Here is a 16,795-nt window from a genome sequence, read left to right on the forward strand (position 1 = left end):
TCGCATCGGTTCAGACGGCCGAGCTCAGCCGTCTGAACCGACGCGATGATCTGAAGGATGGGGATCATGAAACCGATTGCGCGAGACCGGCCTCCTCAGCCGCCCGCCTCGATGTTCGATGACGTCGCCCACGACAGCGATCATCCGTGGCGCAGGTGGGCTCGCATCGGTGTGCTGTCGGGCTTCGTCCTCATCGTGCTCGCCGGTCTCGTCGGCCTGTTCGACCTCGGAGGCAGTAAGCAGGCCGAGCTGGGGGAGACGCGGGTGGACGTCGACTTCCCGATGTCGACCAGGGCGGGCATGGATCTCAGGGTCGCTGTCGCGATCACGAGCGATGAGCCGCTGCCCGACACGGACGCCCTTCTAAGTGTCAAGCAGCAATCTGCGTCTGATTGATTACCTGGGTTCTGGTTTTGAGCGCGTAGAACATTTCCCGTGCGAGGTATCGTTTCACGCACCTGAGGGCTTCCATTTTGGAGTGCCCTTCGGAGAGTTTCTTCGCCACATAGTCCTGGGTTCTCGGGTCGGTTCTGAGTCTGCCGATCGCGATGATGTGCAGGGCAGAGTTGGCTTGCCGGTCACCACCCCTGTTGAGCCGGTGACGGTGTGTTTTGCCTGATGATGCCGGGATCGGGCTCGCCCCACACAATGCTGCGAACGCGGCTTCTGAAGTCAGCCGGTCGGGGTTGTCTCCCGCAGTGATCAGCAGCTGAGCTGCAGACTCATAGCCGACCGCTGGTTTTTTGATGAGGTCTGGGGCGAGATGATCAACAATGTTTTTGATCATGACATCAAGATCAGCGATCTCATCAGTGAGTTCCAGGTACCTACGTGCAAGGGATTTCAAAGCGATCTTGTACGCGCCAGTGACATCGCGATACTTCGTGAGATCTGGTCGCCATGCGGCTAGGGTGCGGATGAGTTTCATGCGAGTCAGGGTGCGCAGCTGGTCACGGAGTTCGTCTGGTGCTGACACGATGTTCATGCGGATCATCTGTAACGCGACTCGTCTGGCAGCGACCGCAGTTTTACGGGACACTTTCAACACCCGTAGGGATTCAACCAGCCCGTCACGGGTTTTCGGGGTCACGGCACGCACCCGGGCATAGGCTGCGTGAGCAGCATTCTCTGCATCGAGGGTGTCGTCTTTGCCTTTGCGCCTTCGGAGGGCTTGGTCGGGGCCGGTGACTTCGAGTACTTCGATATCTTGTGCGTGGAGGTAGCGCAACAGGCCCGCCCCATAGGTGCCGGTGCATTCCACCCCGATCCTGGCGATCTGTCCGAAGGAGCGTAACCAGTGCACGAGCAGCTTGTACCCATGCCTGGTCGTAGGAAAGAATTCGGTTGCGAGTACCCGGTCGTGCTGATCAACTACCGCAGCAACATGCAGGTCTTTGTGGGTGTCTACGCCACCAACGACAGTGATGAAAGGTTGTGAGGTCATGAGGTTTCTCCAATCGATGTGCATTGTTTGTGGTGCTTTCGTATCGACCGGTAACCTGGACAAGACAGTAAAGAGAAAAGGTGTTCAGGCCCTTCTTGAGTCACATGATCACGGCGAGGCGAAAGCCTCGCCGTGAGTGTTCTCGAATGGTCGACAGGTCCGGGGAAAGACACGCTGGTCGATCAGAGTGTGAGTCAGAACCTTTCGGGAACACTCACGGCACCTGACCGACTGTTCAGGGGTCGATCGCTGTGTGGGTCAAACCATTCGAGAAGATCAGGCACTTCTATTCTTACTATCCGAATGGAGATCGACCGAGAGTATCTCGCGATGTTCGAGGATCTGCTCTTCGTCCCGGAGGCTCTCGATCAGTCAGCACTCGACAACGAGATCATGCGCCTCGAGTACGAGGTGCCTGACGGGATAAGCGAGGTCTATCTGACGATCGAGGGCCGTGCCGGCGATCAGTGGGAGCCGAGGACCGAGGGGACTCTCCGCCTCTATGTATCCGACGGGTCAGAGACCTCGATCGACATCGCGACATGGCGGCTGCCCTGATGGAGAACGTTCCGCATGGGGGAACCGCGTTAGCTCTCTAGGTTGCGCGTTTCCGGAGAGCGGGTCCACGAGGCTCAGAGCTCAGCTGCCACAGCTTTCCGCCAACAAGCACCGCGAACACCGACCACGGCAGGAGAGACAGCAGGGCGACGACGAGGCCAGCCGTGCCGAAGTTTGACGGGATCGCCATGAGCACCGCGGCCGCACCGCCCCACAGCGCAGTCGCACGGCTGAATACTCCGCTCTGATAAACGAGGACGCTGAAGATCAGCAGGGCTGCGAAGTTGAGGAGGTAGTAGATGTCGAAGGCCGTGCCAGTCCATGTGGCCAGCATTCCCTCTCCCGTTGCAAGAAGTGCGACTTGGTGAGCCGGCTCTGCCTGAACGTAGAGGTTCGACAGCTCGAGCATCTCGACTGGCCGGAGCGACGCCATGTACGCCGCCATCCCCAAGCCGCCCACCGATAGAGCGATAGTCACAGCGGAGCGGCTGTCGGGCCACAGCACGACTCCGAGCGCGAGGTAGAGGAGGAGGGTCAGAAGGTTGCTGAGCGGATAGAGGACATCGAGAGCAATCAATCCGCGGAGCGGATTCTCCTGAAGGAGGGTGAACAGCTCGCGCGCTGTGTCGGGCGGCGGCCACACGAAATACAGTGCGATCTGAAGGATGATGAGTATGACGCTGGCGATGGCGGCCCATGCTCCTGTTCTGAGGAGGCCGGACCACTGCCGGATGTCAGCGGGAGGGGAATCGGTCGTGTTCATTGCCGCGCCTTCCGAAGGCCGTCGCGTTTCAGTGGAGCGCGTCGCAATATCTTCGCACCCCTGCTCGCCAATGTAGTCCTCCTAATCGGACTACCGCAGGGGACCTCTGGCCCCACATCGCGCACGCCTAAGAAACGGACCTTCATCAAGGCCTCTGCTTCTGTCAGGGCGTCGGGAACGGCGATGAGGTGGGCAGCGATCCCGATCGCAGATTTTTGTCCGAGGTGATCTCTACTGTGGGAGGCACGATCAAGAAGTTCGACGTCAAGCCTCTCAGCTCGTCGACTGGCAACCGCGTATCGCACACGGTGCCACTGAGGGAAGATCGGCCCCCGAGCGATCGCTCGGGTGGAAGCAAGCGATATAAGGACATGTCCATGACGGAGTTCAGCCCCCACACTGGGGACCCCATTCAGCCCCATCCCGAGAACATGACATCACCGGAACAGCGGTGCATTGATCATTCGTGGGGCCACACCATGCACTTCATTCGGGCACGGCTCTGCCGGGAGGGCGGCGACCGGGTACCGGCACGTATTCTCAAAGTCGATGGTCACTACATTGAGTTCGCGACCGATGCAGGGACCTTCCGCAGGTGGAACCACAGCCCGTTTGAACTCCAGAAGAAGACCGATTTCGCTCTAATCGATCCGGAGCTGCCTGTGCTGTGGTCGCCGAAGTACCGGATGCTCACGATCGAACACCCTCGGTTCCGCGATCTCATTGGACTGGACGAGGGCGACGTGACGCCCTGCCATTTCATCTGACTGAAGTGGCTGTGCTCTGCCTGCTGCAGCTCAATAGGCAGGGCACAGTTGCGATGGCTGTGTGCGACGTCCTGCTGCTCCTCGGCTCTCAACGCGAAGGCCAGTCACGGCAGGGCTATGCTGTACGTCACGTCCTGGCGCCGCCCGAATCTCTCTTAGCGGCTCACGACAGGTCGTGGCGGCGGTGGGCGAAGATCGGCGTACTCGTCCTCGCCGGCGGCAAAGAGACGGACCTTTGAGACACGGAGGCTGGCCTGATGGATATCGTCCTGCGCGCGGGAATCGCGTTCATTCTTCTCTGGTTGCTGACGAAGGCAACGGGTCGGGCCACGCTCGGCGAGCTGAGCTCCTTCGACCTCCTCATCTTCATCACGATGGGGGATCTCATCCAGCAGGGAATCACGGGCGAGGACCGCACCCTCACGGGTGGTCTCATGGCCGTGGCGACCTTCGCGATCCTCGCGGTCCTGTTCAACTTCGTCGTCACAAGGTGGCCGAAGGCCAGCCGCGCCATCGAAGGGCCACCGATCATCCTTGTCGCCGACGGCAAGGCCCGCACCAATGCCATGCGGCACCAACGCGTCTCCGTCACCGAGATCCTCAGTGCCGCCCGTCAGTCGGGCTTCGAGAGGCTCGAGGACATCCGCCTCGCCGTGCTCGAACAGGACGGCAAGATCTCGTTCTTCGCCCGTGAGTAATCGAAGGGCTCCTGACCGGGAAAAGCCAGACAGCACAAAGGCGGCCCGGCCCGTCACCGGGCCGGGCCGCAACTACGTGCTCAGAGCCTCTCGAGGTCCGTCGTTGCTGGGCCCTCGATGAGCGTGCCATCGGCTTCGAAGCGCGAGCCGTGCAGCGGGCAGTCCCACGACTTCTCCGCATCGTTCCACGCGAGGATCCCCTTCATGTGCGGGCACACGAGGCTGACGCGGCAGGGCACTCCGTCGACGATCGATTCGCCGACGGGCGTTCTGCCAACGTGGCCGGTCCGCGGCGCGCCAGCCTCGGCCTCGACCCTCGTCGAATCGACTGACGCGCTGCCATCCGCCGCCACTCCAGGTGTGGAGGGGTGGGCGGCGGACCCTGCTGGCTCTTCGCTCAAATCTGACTTCACCGCCTTGAGCGCGGCCTTCGCCTGCGTCTTCGGCATGTCAGAGAGTGTCTTGACAGCTCCCTTGACGGTTCCGAGTGTGCCGGGCGTGCCGAAGATGTGCGGGTCGGGCCTGCCGAGGACGATGTCGACGACCTGCTGTGCGGCCGCGGGAGCACTTGTCAGCCCCCACTTGCTGTAGCCGCCCGCGAAGTGGACGCGTCCCTCGCCCCACGGCATGGTCTTTGCCATGGGAACCATCGTGGCCGGGTGGTAGTCCTGCGCGGACCATGAGTGCGTGAGTGTCGCGCCGGGGAAGTGCTTCTCGGTCCACTCCGCGATCTCATCGAGCTGCGCCTGGGTGCTGTCGGGCATGCCGGTGCGGTGCCCGTTCCCGCCGACAAGAAGGTAGCGGGTGCCCTCGACCTGCGCTGTGCGCAGGGAGCGGGTCGGCGATTCGACGGAGATGAGCATCCCATCCGGTGCCGGTCCGTCGTACTCGAACGAGCACAGGTAGGAGCGCTGCGGTGAAAGCTCGACCGTTGTCTTGCCCTTGTCGAGGATCGGCGTCGCCGTGGCCAGGACGACGTGATCGCCGGTGACGATGCCGTCCGGCGTCTCGACCTCGATGCGGCGATCGGTGGAGTCGTAGTCGAGGCTGACGACCCGGCACCTGTCGACGATCGTGCCGCCCGCAGCGTCGAGCGCCCCCGCGAGACCCTCGAGAAGATCAACCGGGTTGAGCTGGAGCTGGTCCTGCAGCTCGACGGCGCTGTAGACGCTGAACGGGGCGATGATCGTGTCGTGGAGGACCGTCGACAGGCCGAGCTCCCGGGCGATCTCGTGTTCCTTGACGACATCCTTGACGCCCTTCTCACTGCGCGCGAAGGTCCACGCGCTCGGGCGCTGGACGTCGATGCCCTGCTGATCGCAGAACTCGATGAGCCAGTTGAGGCCCTTTCGGTTACCGGCAAGGTAGTCGCCCGCCAGTGTCTTGTCGGCGATCGTCGAGATCTGTGAGAGCCGGTTGCCCTGGAGGAGGGTCGCCTTCGCGGTCGTCGCGCCACTGGCGCCCGCCCCCACGGTTCGGGACTCGATGACGAGGGTGCTCTGGCCCTCGCGGGCGAGGAGCAGGGCTGTCATGAGGCCGGTGAAACCGGCTCCGACGACGACCGTGTCGTAGTGCGCGGCGGGCGTGAGCCGCTCGGTCGGGTAGCTGCGCTCCTGCGCTCGCCACAGTGAGGTGCTCATGATCGCGGATCCAGGACGACTTTGATGCAGCCGTCCTCCTTCTTCTGGAACTTTTCATACATGGCGGGAGCCTCCACGAGCGGGACGCGGTGGGTGACGAGATCCTCGGTGCCGAGCGGGTCGTCGGGGTCCTCGACGAGCGGGAGGAGCTCATCGATCCACGAGTGGACGTTGGCCTGGCCCATGCGGAGCTGAATCTGCTTGTCGAACATCGTGAGCATCGGCATCGGGTCCATCTCACCCCCGTAGACGCCGCTGAGGGAGATGGTCCCGCCGCGGCGGACGAGGTCGATGGCACCGTAGAGCGCGGCGAGGCGATCGACGCCTGCCTTCTCCATCATCTTCCGCCCCACGACATCGGGAAGGGCCCCGACTGCCTGGTGCGCCGCCCACCCGACGGGGGAGCCGTGCGACTCCATGCCGACGGCGTCGACGACTGCATCCGGCCCGCGACCCTCCGTCAGGTCGCGGATCTCATCGTTGATCTCCTTCGAGTAGTCGAAGGTTGCGATGCCGTGGCGCTCGGCCATGGCCCTGCGCTCGGGCACGGGGTCGATCGCGAAGACATTGGCGCCGCGGTGGGCTCCGATCCTCGCCGCCATTTGGCCGATCGGGCCGAGACCGTAGACCGCGAGAGTGTCGCCCTCCTTGACATCGGCATAGACCACTCCCTGCCAGGCGGTGGGGATGACGTCGCTGAGGAAGAGATAGCGGTGGTCGTCGAGATCATCGCCGACCGTGATCGCGCCGAAGTCCGCATGCGGGACGCGGAGGTACTCGGCCTGAGCTCCGGGGACCGAGCCGTAGAGCCGCGAGTAGCCGAACAGTGCTGCGCCCGAGCCGTACTTGCGGACCTGCGTCGTCTCGCACTGGGTGACGAGGCCTCTCTCGCACATCCAGCACGCCCCGCAGGCGATGGGGAAGGGAACGACGATGCGCTGGCCGACGGACAGACCCGAGTCCGGCCCCGCCTCAACGACGCGGCCCATGGGTTCGTGACCGATGATGTCGCCCTTGTCCATGAACGGTCCGAGAACCTCGTAGAGATGGAGGTCGGATCCGCAGATCGCTGTTGATGTCACCTCGACGATCGCGTCGGTCGGCTCCTCGAGAATAGGATCCGGGACGTCCTCGACGCTGACCTGTCTTTTTCCCTGCCAGGTAAGAGCTTTCACTGCATCTCCTCTTCCCGAAGCTCCAAGGACTGGTCCTGGAGCTCCGAATTGGACTGGCCCTCATCTTCACGCCGACCCATGTGGCGCACAACTCATGAGAGCTGGTAGGGGAGGGTTGCGCGCACCATTCTCCGGACACGCCCCCAGGCGCGGCCCTCTAGTCGTTCCCCTGAAAGCCGCGCCAGGTCAACGCTCCAGGGCTGGCCCGGAGACTCGAGCAGCACGGATTCGTCGATTCTCACGACTGCGAGCACGTCCAGGCTTGCTCCAGGTCCGATGGAGGCTCCGCCCCGAGACGAAGGTCCTGATTCGGGTCGGTCGGGGATACTGGGGGAGGCCGTGCAACTTAACAGGAGTGAAGAAGACGTGAAGGCAGAGCTGTGGTCGACGATCGAATCGGGTAGCCACGATGTCAGGCTGGTCGTGTGCGACATGGATGGAACGCTGCTGGACGACAAGGGGGCCGTACCGGAAACGTTCTGGTCCCTCGTCGATGAGATGGACAGGCGCGGCATCGTCTTCGCGCCAGCCAGTGGCCGGCAGTACGCGACGCTCGCGCGGATGTTCGAGGCCCACGATTCGGTCCGCACCTTCATCGCCGACAACGGCACGAAGGTCATCCAGGATGGAGAGGCTGTCTCCCTCACGCCGATCGAGCGGGACACCGCCGTGCGCGTCATCGACGATGTGCGCCGGGCGACCCACCGGGATCTCGGCCTCGTCGTCGGCGGTGCCGAGCGAGCCTACGTCGAGCGGAAGGACGATCGCTTCGTCAACGAGGCGGCCCGCTACAACATCGACCTCGAGATCGTCGATGACCTCAAGGACGTCGACGATCATTTCCTCAAGATGGCGACGTTCGACTTCGACGGCGTCGAGGGCATCGTCGATGACGTGTTCCCGGGTGATTGGGACGGTGCCCAGGTCGTCGTCTCCGCGACCCACTGGATCGATGTCATGTCGAACCGCGCCAACAAGGGTACCGCTGTCGTCGATCTGCAGAAGCATCTCGACGTCACCCCCGCCCAGACGGTCGTCTTCGGCGACTTCCTCAACGATCTCGAGATGATCCAGCAGGCCGAGCTGTCCTTCGCCATGGAGAATGCCCACCAGGGCATCCTCGACGCCGCCCGCTACATTGCGCCGAGCAACAGTGAGCACGGTGTCGTCACCGTGCTCAAGCACATGCTCAACCTCTGAGGAACAGCCGGCAGTAAAGAAGGCGAACCAAGAACGAAGCAGCGCCCGACCATCGGTCGGGCGCTGCCCCCGCTCAAGAATGCGGCGAGCGGGGCTGGGGGATGACTGCGGCGCGAAGAGAGGCTCTACTGATCGCGCCGCGGCCACCTAGTTGAGGGAGACGACGATCGGGTCCCCGAAGAACTCGTCCGAGTCGAGCTCGAGGGCCACCGGGCTCGCATCGGCCGGGATGTCGAACAGGAGCACGCCGTCCATGGAGACGCCGGGGTTGATCTTCTCGAAGCTGAACGTGTTGTCGTCGAGGTAGATCGAGTCGCTCGAGGTTGAATGCTTGCGGCCCTGCTCGTCGACGAGCACCTGGTCGCTGTCGAAGAAGTACTCCGCCTCATTCGAGGTGTTGAGGACCGTGACGCGAACGAGGACGAACTGCCCCGACGGCTCGGCATTGAGGTACTCGCTGCCGACAGCGGCCACTGATGCCTCGACTCCGTGGACTGTCACGTCGAAGTTGCCGGTATTGACTGTTGATCCAATGCCCGCGGAGGGTGCCGACTCGTCGGCGGGCTCCTCGGCGGCCTCGTCTTCCGCCGGCTCCTCCTCGACGGCGTTCTCTGCCTCTGCCGCCCCATCATCCGCGCCAGCATCAACAGCCGGTGCCGTTGTCCTGGTCTCGGCCGCGGAGTCGTCTCCGCCGCCGAAGGCGGTGGCGAGGAATCCGATGACGACGAGGACGAGAAGTGCGGTGAGGATCTTGTGCCGGGCGAACCAGCTCTTCTGCTTCTCGACGGTGGGTGCGCTTGCCATGGTGTCTCCTAGTTGTTCGGCTGGCTTTCTGCTCTTCAGGCTAGGAGGGGGCTGCCGGGATGCGGATCGGCCGATCGGTCAGTCTCTGCCAACCGATCGGATGATCATGGTCCGGAGCGGGCCGACCTATCATTCCCTTATGGATAGAGGAACGTGGACGAGCCGCAGCCGCTCGGCTCTTCGGCAGTGGGCGATCACTGTGAGCGCCGCCTTCGTCGTCCTCCTCAGCGTAGGAACAGCGCTCGGGGCCATGACCGAAGCCGACGTGCCCGGGTGGGCGGAGGGCCTCATCTATGGGTATGGGCTCCTCTCCCTCGCCGCCGGCGTCTGGTGCGTCCGCCTCATCCACACCCGTGACCGCGACATCCGTCGATCCACCCTCCTGCTCGGGGTGCTGCAGACTGCCCTACCGGTCGGCCCGGTCATGGGATTCGCGCTGCCCCGCTTCATCCGGACCCAGCCGGAGAGGGAGGCCGCCACTGCCTCAGCCCTCTACGGAGCCAGCCTCATCCTCGTCCTGTGGCGGGACATGCTCGGGCAGACGACGGGCACCTCGATGGTGCGGACCTTCGCGGGCGGGGAGTCCGACCAGGCTGTGACCGTCGGGCCGCTCAGCCTCATCACGATCTACCTCCTCACCCTCCTCATCCCCATCGGCATCGGCCTCTACCAACGCTCGAAGGAGCGTCTCGCGGGCGCCGAGGAGGAGCTGGCGGCAACCGGGCAGACGGCCGCCGACATGTCGACCCGGCTCAGCCGCAAGGAGGAGCGGGAGATGATCGCCCGCGAAATCCACGACAGGATCGGACATCGGCTCTCACTTGTCGCGCTCTATGCGGGTGGGCTGGAGATGACGGGGGAGGATGCGGAGGTCAACGGCCGCCTGCGCCAGGTCCGCCGCTCCGCGCAGGAGGCGATCGACGACCTCCAGGACCTCATCCGGATCATGCGGGACCCGACCAGCGGCGAGTTCGTCCCCGAGTCGCATTCCCTTGCCGACCTCGCGGAGGTCATCGAGAGCGTGCTCGGCGCAGGACACCAGGTGAGCTCGACGGTCATGATCGACGATCCGGCCTCCGCGCCGGAGCTGCTGACCAGCGCCGCCTTCCGCATCGTCCAAGAGCTGCTGACGAACTCCATCAAGCACGCCCCGAACTCCCCGGTCAGGGTCAGGGTCGTCGGCGGCCCAGGGGAGGGGCTGTCGATCACCGTTGTCAACGGCATCGAACATGATGCTGGGGCGAGCGCACGGGCGGGCGGGCTCGTCGGCGTCCAGGAGCGCGCCGAGGCGCTGGGCGGCTGGACGGAGGTCGCCCGCGACGCGGGCGAATTCAGGGTCCGGGCCTGGATGCCATGGGGGTCGGACACCGCCCGCTGATAGCATCCTTCCATGATGGAAGAGCCGCCGATCAGGGTCCTCGTGGTCGATGATCACCCCATCGTCATCAACGGACTGACTCAGGTCATCGAAGGCGGCGGCAAGGGTCGAATCATCGTCAGCGGCACAGCCGCCAATGGTCTTGAGGCCATCGACGCCGTCAAGCGGGATCGACCCGACGTCGTCCTCATGGACATCGACATGCCGAAGCTCGATGGCATCGAGGCGACGAGGCGGATCATGCAGATGTCGGACCCGCCCGAGGTCATTGTCATCACCGCACTCGATCACGACGATCAGTCACTGCGTGCCGGCGCCGCCGGGGCGAGCGGCTTCCTCCTCAAGTCGGAGGACCCCCAGCGCCTGGCCGCCGCCATCGAGGACGTCTTCCGTGGCAACGGTGCGCTCTCGCCGCGGATTGCCAAACAGATGCTGATCAGCCTCGGGCGGGCCTCCGCCAACTCTGCCGTTCGCGAGGCTCGCCAGTTGTGCGCCCAGCTGACCGAGCGTGAGCAGGATGTGGCTGGCCTCGTTGCCGAGGGTCTCGGCAACCGGGAAATCGGCGAGCGTCTTTTCCTGTCCGAATCGACGGTCAAGACGCACCTATCCGGCATTCAGCAGAAGTTCGGGGTCGACAACCGCGTGCTCGTCGCCGTCACCTTCACCCTCGCGCGGCTCGCCTGACGGGCGAGGCGCTCGCGGTCCTCTCGCTATTCGGTGTCGTCCGTCGATCTGTGCCGGTCGCGCCTGCTCTCCTCGATCCTGCGCTCGAGGTGCCAGCGCGTGATCTGGGCGAGCAGCCATCCCGTATCGCTGTAGGCACCTACATACCTGCCCGAGACTTTCTCGACCCAGGCGCCGTCCTCGCTGCCGTAGATCGTGTAGACCCAGGCCTCCTCGTCGTGGCTGAAGACGAATGCCGAGGACGACTCGGTGGTGTGGATGAGAGAGAACTCCATCCCCCGCTCATCTGCCTCTCGCCACAGGTCCGGGAATCGCAGCCAATATTTTTCTATGGCCCTCGGAAAAGCGAGGAACTCACCATCGAAACCAAGAAACGTGTCCATTGACCTCCTGAAATGGTCCCTCCATCCTAGTGGCGGCGCCTGGCAGAAAATGGCGGGGAATGGCCGCTTGCACGGCATGAGGGCGCAGTCATGACGAACCTCGCGGTGTTCCAGCGACGCCTGAAACCATGTGCGAACATGAGGGCATGATTCCGTTCTCACCGTCACCTGACCGCTACAACGAGATCCCGTTCCGGCCCTGCGGGGAATCGGGCCTGCAGCTGCCCGCCATCGCCCTCGGCCTCTGGCACAACTTCGGCGATGATCGCCCGTTCCAGACTCAGCGCGATATCGTCCGCCGCGCCTTCGATCTGGGCGTATTCCACTTCGATCTCGCCAACAACTACGGCCCGCCCGCGGGCAGTGCCGAGGAGAACTTCGGCCGGATCCTCCAGAAGGACCTCCTGCCGTTCCGGCACGAGCTCATCCTCTCGACGAAGGCCGGCTGGAACATGTGGGAGGGGCCGCACGGCTTCGGCGGCTCCCGCAAGTACCTCCTCACGTCCCTCGATGAGTCCCTCAAGCGGCTCGGCACCGACCACGTCGATATCTTCTACCACCACCGGCCCGACCCGGATACGCCGGTCGAGGAGTCGATGCTGGCGCTCCACCACGCCGTGACGTCTGGCAGGGCGCTCTACGCCGGCATCTCCTCCTACTCGGCCGAGGCGACGAAGGAGGCCGCCGCGATCATGCGCGATCTCGGCACCCCGCTCGTCATTCACCAGCCCTCCTATTCGATGCTCAACCGGTGGATCGAAGAGGGCAGTCCGTCCCTCCTCGAGGCGGCGGCGGATGAGGGGATGGGAGTCATCGGGTTCTCGGCGCTCGCCCAGGGCCTGCTCACCGAGAAATACCTCGATGGTGTCCCCGAGGATTCACGGCTCGCGTCCGGCAAGGTCAGCAGGAAGTTCTTCACCGACGAGGTCCTCGGCCATGTCCGCGCCCTCACCGACATCGCCGATGGTCGCGGGCAGACCCTGGCTCAGATGGCGATCGCCTGGGTCCTCCGGGACCAGGGGAGGGCGTCGCTGACGACCGCCCTCATCGGCGCCTCCTCGGTCGGCCAGCTCGAGGACTCCGTCAAGGCCGTTGAGAACCTCGACTTCACGGATGAGGAGCTCGCCGCCATTGACGAGCATGCCGTCGAGTCCGGCATCAACCAGTGGTGGGGCGCCACCGCGTCGCGTTAGAGAATCGGGGTTGGCCGGCGGTTCCGGCCAACCCCTCCTACATGAGCGCCCTCAGTCCCGCCATCGCGTCCCCCGGCCCGTCCGTGGCCTCGATAGTGGTGGCGCCGAGCCAGCCCGCGAGCCGCTGAATCTCGCCCGCCAGCGCCCGGTCCGTTTCAAGACCCTTGCCGTTCGGCTCATACCAGGCTCCCTGCACGAGGAGTCTCGAGCCCTTCCGATCGAGTGATAGGTCCACTCGCGCGGGGATCGTCCCGTTGTGGAGGAGCGGCAGCGAGTAGTAGCCGCGGGTCCGCTTCGGGGCGGGCGTGTAGATCCCGATCCGGTAGTCGAGGTCGAAGAGTGCGTGGGCGCGCCTGCGCTCGAAGATGAGGGGGTCGAAGGGCGAGAGGAGGGTCGTGCCGTGCACCGCACGGGGGATCCTCGCCCCCGCATCCATGACCGCGTCCTTCATCCCCTCCACCTCGACCGGGACTGCCCGTCCCTCGGCGACCAGGTCGGCCAGGACGGGACGCACCTTCCCGATCGGCAGGCGAAAGAAGTCGGCGATTCCCGCAGGAGTGCCGATCCCGACCTTCGTCAGGGAGATCTCGGTGAGCTCGCGGATCGCAGTCTCCCGATCCGGCGGTTCGCCCGCCGCGCTCGCCGGAAGCATCCGCTCGCGGGCGCCGTAGATCCGGTGGAAGTGGTGGGTTCGGCCAGCGCTTGCGAGGATGTCGTGATCGAAGAGGTTCTCGAGCATGACCTTGACGGCGCTCCGCGACCAGTCGAACCCGGTGGCGAGGCCGACGAGGTCCGCCTCCTCGGGGGTGAGGTCCTGCGTCGCGAGCCAGGCGCCGACCTGCTGGGCGGTCGCGGTCCTCGTCCTCAGGTGGGCGGTGATCCGCTGCGCGAGCCGGTCGGCGCCGGGATGATCCTCGATGCCATCGCCCGACCAGCGCCGCCGGAAGCCGGCAAGCAGCCGGTGGGTGCCGGGCGGAACGAAGCAGGCCTCATGGCCCCACTGCTCGAAGACGAGGCGGGGAGGCTTCGAGCCGGCCTCGTCGAGGAGGCTCGTCTCGTAGGGTCCGTGCCGTGAATAGAGGGGGAGATAGTGGGCACGGACGAGGACGTTGACCGTGTCGATCTGCAGCACCCCCATCTTCCGCACCATGGCGGCGATGTCGGCGCGGGTGACCGCCGGGGTCTGGCGGTCGAGGCGCTGAGCGCGCACGGCAAGATTGCGGGCCTGTGTCTGGCTGAGTCGGCGCATGGATCCCTTTCCTCCGGAGTCCACGCTAGCGGGTGCGGCCTGTCTGTGCGCCGTTGACGCGTCAGTCCTTCGGCGACTCCGCCGAGAGCGGGCTGTCGGCCGATTCCGCGGCAGGAGCGTCGCCGCGCGCGGCCTTCTTGGCCCTGCGGCGCTTCGCGAACGGGTTGGACAGGCCGTAGCTGCGACGTGTCGACGTCCTCGGGAAGTGCCAGATCTTGTTCCGCTCGAGGCGCGGCGGCTGGTTCTCCTGGTAGTCGAAGACGGGCAGGCTCCACTTGAAGTAGATGGCGAGGATGCGGACGAAGAAGACGGTGAGAAGGGTCGTGATGACGGTGATGTCCTCGGAGATGCCGAGTTCCTTGAAGCCGAGGTAGACGATGACGCCGAGCGGGACGACGGAGGCGTACAGCTCCTTGTGGAAGACGAGCGGGATCCGGTTGCAGAGGAGGTCGCGGAGGATGCCGCCCATGACGCCGGTGATGAGGCCGGCGACGAGTGCGACGACGAAGCCGTATCCCATCTCGAGCGCAATGCGGATGCCGAACACCGTGAAGACGGCCAGGCCCACCGAGTCGAGGACGAGGAAGAGGACTCGGAAGTACTTCATGAGGGGCGAGGTGAGGACGGTGATGATCGCCGCGACCGTGACGATGACGAGATAGTGCGGGTTCTCGACCCACACGAGGGGGTAATGCCCGAGCAGCATGTCGCGCACCGAGCCGCCGCCGAGCGCCGTCACGCAGGCGACCATCGTGACGCCGAACATGTCCATCTTCTGTCGGCCCGCCGCGAGGGCGCCGGTCATCGCCTCGGCGGTGATTCCAATGATGAAGAGGACAGTGAGCAGCATGCGATCCCTGAAGATGAAAGGAGAGGACCGTCGATGGGCGGCCCTATCCAGTGTATGGAGCGCAGGGGCGCGCTTCCAGAGATGCGGAGCACGCTGACGGCGCTGCCGGGGGCCGCCGACCTGCGGCGTTCCGGCGGCTCGTATCCTTCGTGCCCTGCCTTGCCCTGTCCGCATACGCCCTGGCAGTGGGAGAGCGACATAGTTCAAGTCCGACATGTCGGACAGTGAGATTGCTTGCTCGTGCGGGTGGATGTTGATACCTTCACAGCATCGCTCATCTGCGATCAATCGAACTCGAGGACAAACTATGGTGTCATTCCTCCGCATCCACGCCGCTGCTGCCGCTGAGCAGGCCGCGTGTATGTGTTGTTCGATCTGCTGCCGAATGATCTGACAGCTCGACCGCGCTCCTGAGAGCGCCGGATCTTCGGCCCAGCTGTTCACGCTGGGGCCGACCTGTGCCCGCGTGACGCCTGCCGTGACGGCGCTTCTCTCTGCCCTCTGAGGGCTCAACGACGGCTCATCCATGGCCTCGCCCTACCCAAAAACACCCAAAGAAGAGAGAACTATGCTCATCTCCGGCCTCATCCTCGGCCTTATCCTCGGATTCATCTTCCAACGCGGACGCTTCTGCGTGACCGGCGCCTTCCGTGATGTGTGGATCAGCGGATCGACCCGCTGGCTCACAGCCTTCCTCGTTGCGATCGCCATCCAGGCCGTCCTCGTCAACGCGATGATCGCGGGCGGTCTCATCAGCCCCGGCATCCCCACCCTTGCGCTCGCGGCCGTCGTCGGCGGCTCGTTCCTGTTCGGCCTCGGCATCGTCCTCGCGGGCGGATGCGCGACGGGCACGTACTACCGCTCCGGCGAGGGCCTCATCGGCTCGTGGATCGCGCTCGGCTTCTACGCCTTCACGGCCGCGGTCATGAAGTACGGCTTCGGCGCCGATTTCACGGCGAGCCAGCGCAATGAGACGCAGGATGCGACGACGATCCATGGGACGCTCGGCGTCTCGGTCTGGGTCCTCGTCCTTGGCTTTGTCGCCCTCGTCGGCTACCTCCTCATCAACCAGGCACGCCGCGCCAGGACCCCGCTCGCGACACTGCCGCCGACGAGGACCGGACTCGCGCACGTCCTCTTCGAGAAGAAGTGGACACCGAACTTCACGGCGGTTCTCCTCGGACTCTTCGCCGCGCTCGCCTACCCGCTGTCGCAGGCGACGGGCCGGAACGCCGGCCTCGGCATCACCACCCCGTCGGCGAACATCGTCCAGTTCCTCATGACAGGCGACGGGGCACTCATCGACTGGGGCGTCCTCTTCGTCCTCGGCCTCATCCCCGGCTCCTACATCGCCGCGAAGGCCTCAGGGGAGTTCAGGCTCCGTGCGCCGGACGCGCGGACGACGGTGCGCGCCACCTACGGTGGCATCCTCATGGGGGTCGGCGCCTCCCTCGCCGGCGGCTGCACGATCGGCAACTCGCTCGTCCAGACCGCGCTCTTCTCCTGGCAGGGCTGGATCGCGCTCCTCTTCACCTTCCTCGGGGTCGGTGCCGGAGTGAAGCTGTTCATCAGCACTCACCGCCGCCCCGGAGCAGAGGCGGTCGCCATCTCCTCCGCCACCGTCTGACCCCATCCCTCCACATCAGAACGCACCCACACCAACCCAGCAGCACGCTGAAAGAGAGACAGACCATGGGATTCCTCAAACTGCCGAAGCCGATTCCGCCCGCGCCCGCCCCGATCGAGACAGGGCCGGGGGTGAAGTACCTCCTCGACACGCTCGGCCAGGTGTGCCCCTTCCCCCTCGTCGAGGCGAAGAGGGCCATCACACCCCTCAAGAGCGGCGACGAGCTGCAGATCGACTTCGACTGCACCCAGGCGACCGACTCCATCCCCGCGTGGGCGGCCGATAACGGGCACGAGGTGACCGACTTCCGCCAGCTCGACGAGGCCTCCTGGACCATCACGGTCAAGAAGGCGTAGCGTATCGAGGCAGGGGCGGGCGGCCG

General features: G+C 64.8%; 18 protein-coding genes and 1 riboswitch. Of the genes, 10 read left to right on the forward strand and 8 right to left on the reverse strand.

What is annotated here, in order from left to right:
* Positions 1-66 precede the first annotated feature (66 nt).
* Positions 67-396: a hypothetical protein gene (locus tag EJO69_RS10105; protein ID WP_126041513.1), complete on the forward strand. Its 330-nt coding sequence runs from the start codon at positions 67-69 to the stop codon at positions 394-396.
* Here the strand turns inward: EJO69_RS10105 and EJO69_RS10110 are convergent.
* A complete protein-coding gene (locus EJO69_RS10110) occupies positions 371-1,444 on the reverse strand; it encodes an IS110 family RNA-guided transposase (RefSeq protein WP_126042269.1) in 1,074 nt (357 codons plus the stop codon). The genes EJO69_RS10105 and EJO69_RS10110 overlap by 26 nt on opposite strands.
* 303 nt (positions 1,445-1,747) lie before the next feature.
* Between EJO69_RS10110 and EJO69_RS10115 the strand changes: the two genes are divergently transcribed.
* Positions 1,748-2,002, forward strand: a complete 255-nt coding sequence (locus tag EJO69_RS10115) for a hypothetical protein (RefSeq protein ID WP_126041515.1) — start codon at positions 1,748-1,750, stop codon at positions 2,000-2,002.
* A gap of 37 nt (positions 2,003-2,039) precedes the next feature.
* Here the strand turns inward: EJO69_RS10115 and EJO69_RS10120 are convergent, their stop codons facing one another.
* Positions 2,040-2,765, reverse strand: a complete 726-nt coding sequence (locus tag EJO69_RS10120) for a hypothetical protein (protein ID WP_126041517.1) — start codon at positions 2,763-2,765, stop codon at positions 2,040-2,042.
* Positions 2,766-3,012: 247 nt separating this feature from the next.
* Positions 3,013-3,128: riboswitch (SAM riboswitch) on the forward strand.
* A gap of 116 nt (positions 3,129-3,244) precedes the next feature.
* Here EJO69_RS10120 and EJO69_RS10125 point away from each other — a divergent pair.
* Together EJO69_RS10125 and EJO69_RS10130 are read left to right on the forward strand one after the other, a co-directional pair.
* Positions 3,245-3,532, forward strand: a complete 288-nt coding sequence (locus EJO69_RS10125) for a hypothetical protein (protein WP_126041519.1) — start codon at positions 3,245-3,247, stop codon at positions 3,530-3,532.
* A 257-nt stretch (positions 3,533-3,789) separates the two neighbouring features.
* Positions 3,790-4,230, forward strand: a complete 441-nt coding sequence (locus tag EJO69_RS10130; RefSeq protein WP_126041521.1) for a DUF421 domain-containing protein — start codon at positions 3,790-3,792, stop codon at positions 4,228-4,230.
* Positions 4,231-4,310: 80 nt separating this feature from the next.
* Here EJO69_RS10130 and EJO69_RS12470 read toward each other — a convergent pair whose 3' ends face one another.
* Entirely contained in the window at positions 4,311-5,870 is a 1,560-nt protein-coding gene (locus tag EJO69_RS12470; RefSeq protein WP_211331426.1) for an FAD-dependent oxidoreductase, read from the reverse strand.
* Positions 5,867-7,045, reverse strand: a complete 1,179-nt coding sequence (locus EJO69_RS10140; RefSeq protein WP_126041523.1) for a zinc-dependent alcohol dehydrogenase — start codon at positions 7,043-7,045, stop codon at positions 5,867-5,869. The genes EJO69_RS12470 and EJO69_RS10140 overlap by 4 nt, the downstream gene beginning before the upstream one ends.
* Positions 7,046-7,411: 366 nt before the next feature.
* Here EJO69_RS10140 and EJO69_RS10145 point away from each other — a divergent pair, with 366 nt between their 5' ends.
* Positions 7,412-8,245 carry a Cof-type HAD-IIB family hydrolase gene (locus EJO69_RS10145; protein ID WP_211331427.1) on the forward strand — a complete coding sequence of 278 codons (834 nt, stop codon included), beginning with the start codon at positions 7,412-7,414 and terminating at the stop codon, positions 8,243-8,245.
* A 147-nt stretch (positions 8,246-8,392) separates the two neighbouring features.
* Here EJO69_RS10145 and EJO69_RS10150 read toward each other — a convergent pair whose 3' ends face one another.
* Positions 8,393-9,049: a DUF4352 domain-containing protein gene (locus EJO69_RS10150; protein ID WP_126041525.1), complete on the reverse strand. Its 657-nt coding sequence runs from the start codon at positions 9,047-9,049 to the stop codon at positions 8,393-8,395.
* A 139-nt stretch (positions 9,050-9,188) separates the two neighbouring features.
* Between EJO69_RS10150 and EJO69_RS10155 the strand changes: the two genes are divergently transcribed.
* Entirely contained in the window at positions 9,189-10,427 is a 1,239-nt protein-coding gene (locus EJO69_RS10155; protein WP_164519944.1) for a sensor histidine kinase, read from the forward strand.
* Positions 10,428-10,439: 12 nt separating this feature from the next.
* Positions 10,440-11,111: a response regulator gene (locus tag EJO69_RS10160; RefSeq protein ID WP_126041529.1), complete on the forward strand. Its 672-nt coding sequence runs from the start codon at positions 10,440-10,442 to the stop codon at positions 11,109-11,111.
* Positions 11,112-11,137: 26 nt separating this feature from the next.
* Here the strand turns inward: EJO69_RS10160 and EJO69_RS10165 are convergent, their stop codons facing one another.
* Positions 11,138-11,494, reverse strand: a complete 357-nt coding sequence (locus EJO69_RS10165; RefSeq protein ID WP_126041531.1) for a hypothetical protein — start codon at positions 11,492-11,494, stop codon at positions 11,138-11,140.
* A 146-nt stretch (positions 11,495-11,640) separates the two neighbouring features.
* Here EJO69_RS10165 and EJO69_RS10170 point away from each other — a divergent pair, with 146 nt between their 5' ends.
* On the forward strand, positions 11,641-12,687 hold the full coding sequence (locus tag EJO69_RS10170; protein WP_126041533.1) for an aldo/keto reductase: 1,047 nt from the start codon (positions 11,641-11,643) through the stop codon (positions 12,685-12,687).
* Between the two features lie 37 nt (positions 12,688-12,724).
* On the opposite strand, the gene EJO69_RS10175 is transcribed toward EJO69_RS10170, so the two are convergent.
* Together EJO69_RS10175 and EJO69_RS10180 are read right to left on the reverse strand one after the other, a co-directional pair.
* Complete coding sequence (locus tag EJO69_RS10175; RefSeq protein WP_126041535.1) at positions 12,725-13,936, reverse strand: winged helix-turn-helix domain-containing protein; 1,212 nt, start codon at positions 13,934-13,936, stop codon at positions 12,725-12,727.
* Between the two features lie 61 nt (positions 13,937-13,997).
* Positions 13,998-14,786, reverse strand: coding sequence for a trimeric intracellular cation channel family protein (locus EJO69_RS10180; RefSeq protein ID WP_126041537.1), 789 nt, complete (start codon positions 14,784-14,786; stop codon positions 13,998-14,000).
* A gap of 568 nt (positions 14,787-15,354) precedes the next feature.
* On the opposite strand from EJO69_RS10180, the gene EJO69_RS10185 reads away from it, so the two are divergent.
* Positions 15,355-16,413 carry a YeeE/YedE family protein gene (locus EJO69_RS10185; RefSeq protein ID WP_126041539.1) on the forward strand — a complete coding sequence of 353 codons (1,059 nt, stop codon included), beginning with the start codon at positions 15,355-15,357 and terminating at the stop codon, positions 16,411-16,413.
* A 65-nt stretch (positions 16,414-16,478) separates the two neighbouring features.
* On the forward strand, positions 16,479-16,769 hold the full coding sequence (locus EJO69_RS10190) for a sulfurtransferase TusA family protein (RefSeq protein WP_211331428.1): 291 nt from the start codon (positions 16,479-16,481) through the stop codon (positions 16,767-16,769).
* Positions 16,770-16,795 lie beyond the last annotated feature (26 nt).

Source organism: Flaviflexus salsibiostraticola (assembly GCF_003952265.1).
GTDB lineage: Bacteria > Actinomycetota > Actinomycetes > Actinomycetales > Actinomycetaceae > Flaviflexus > Flaviflexus salsibiostraticola.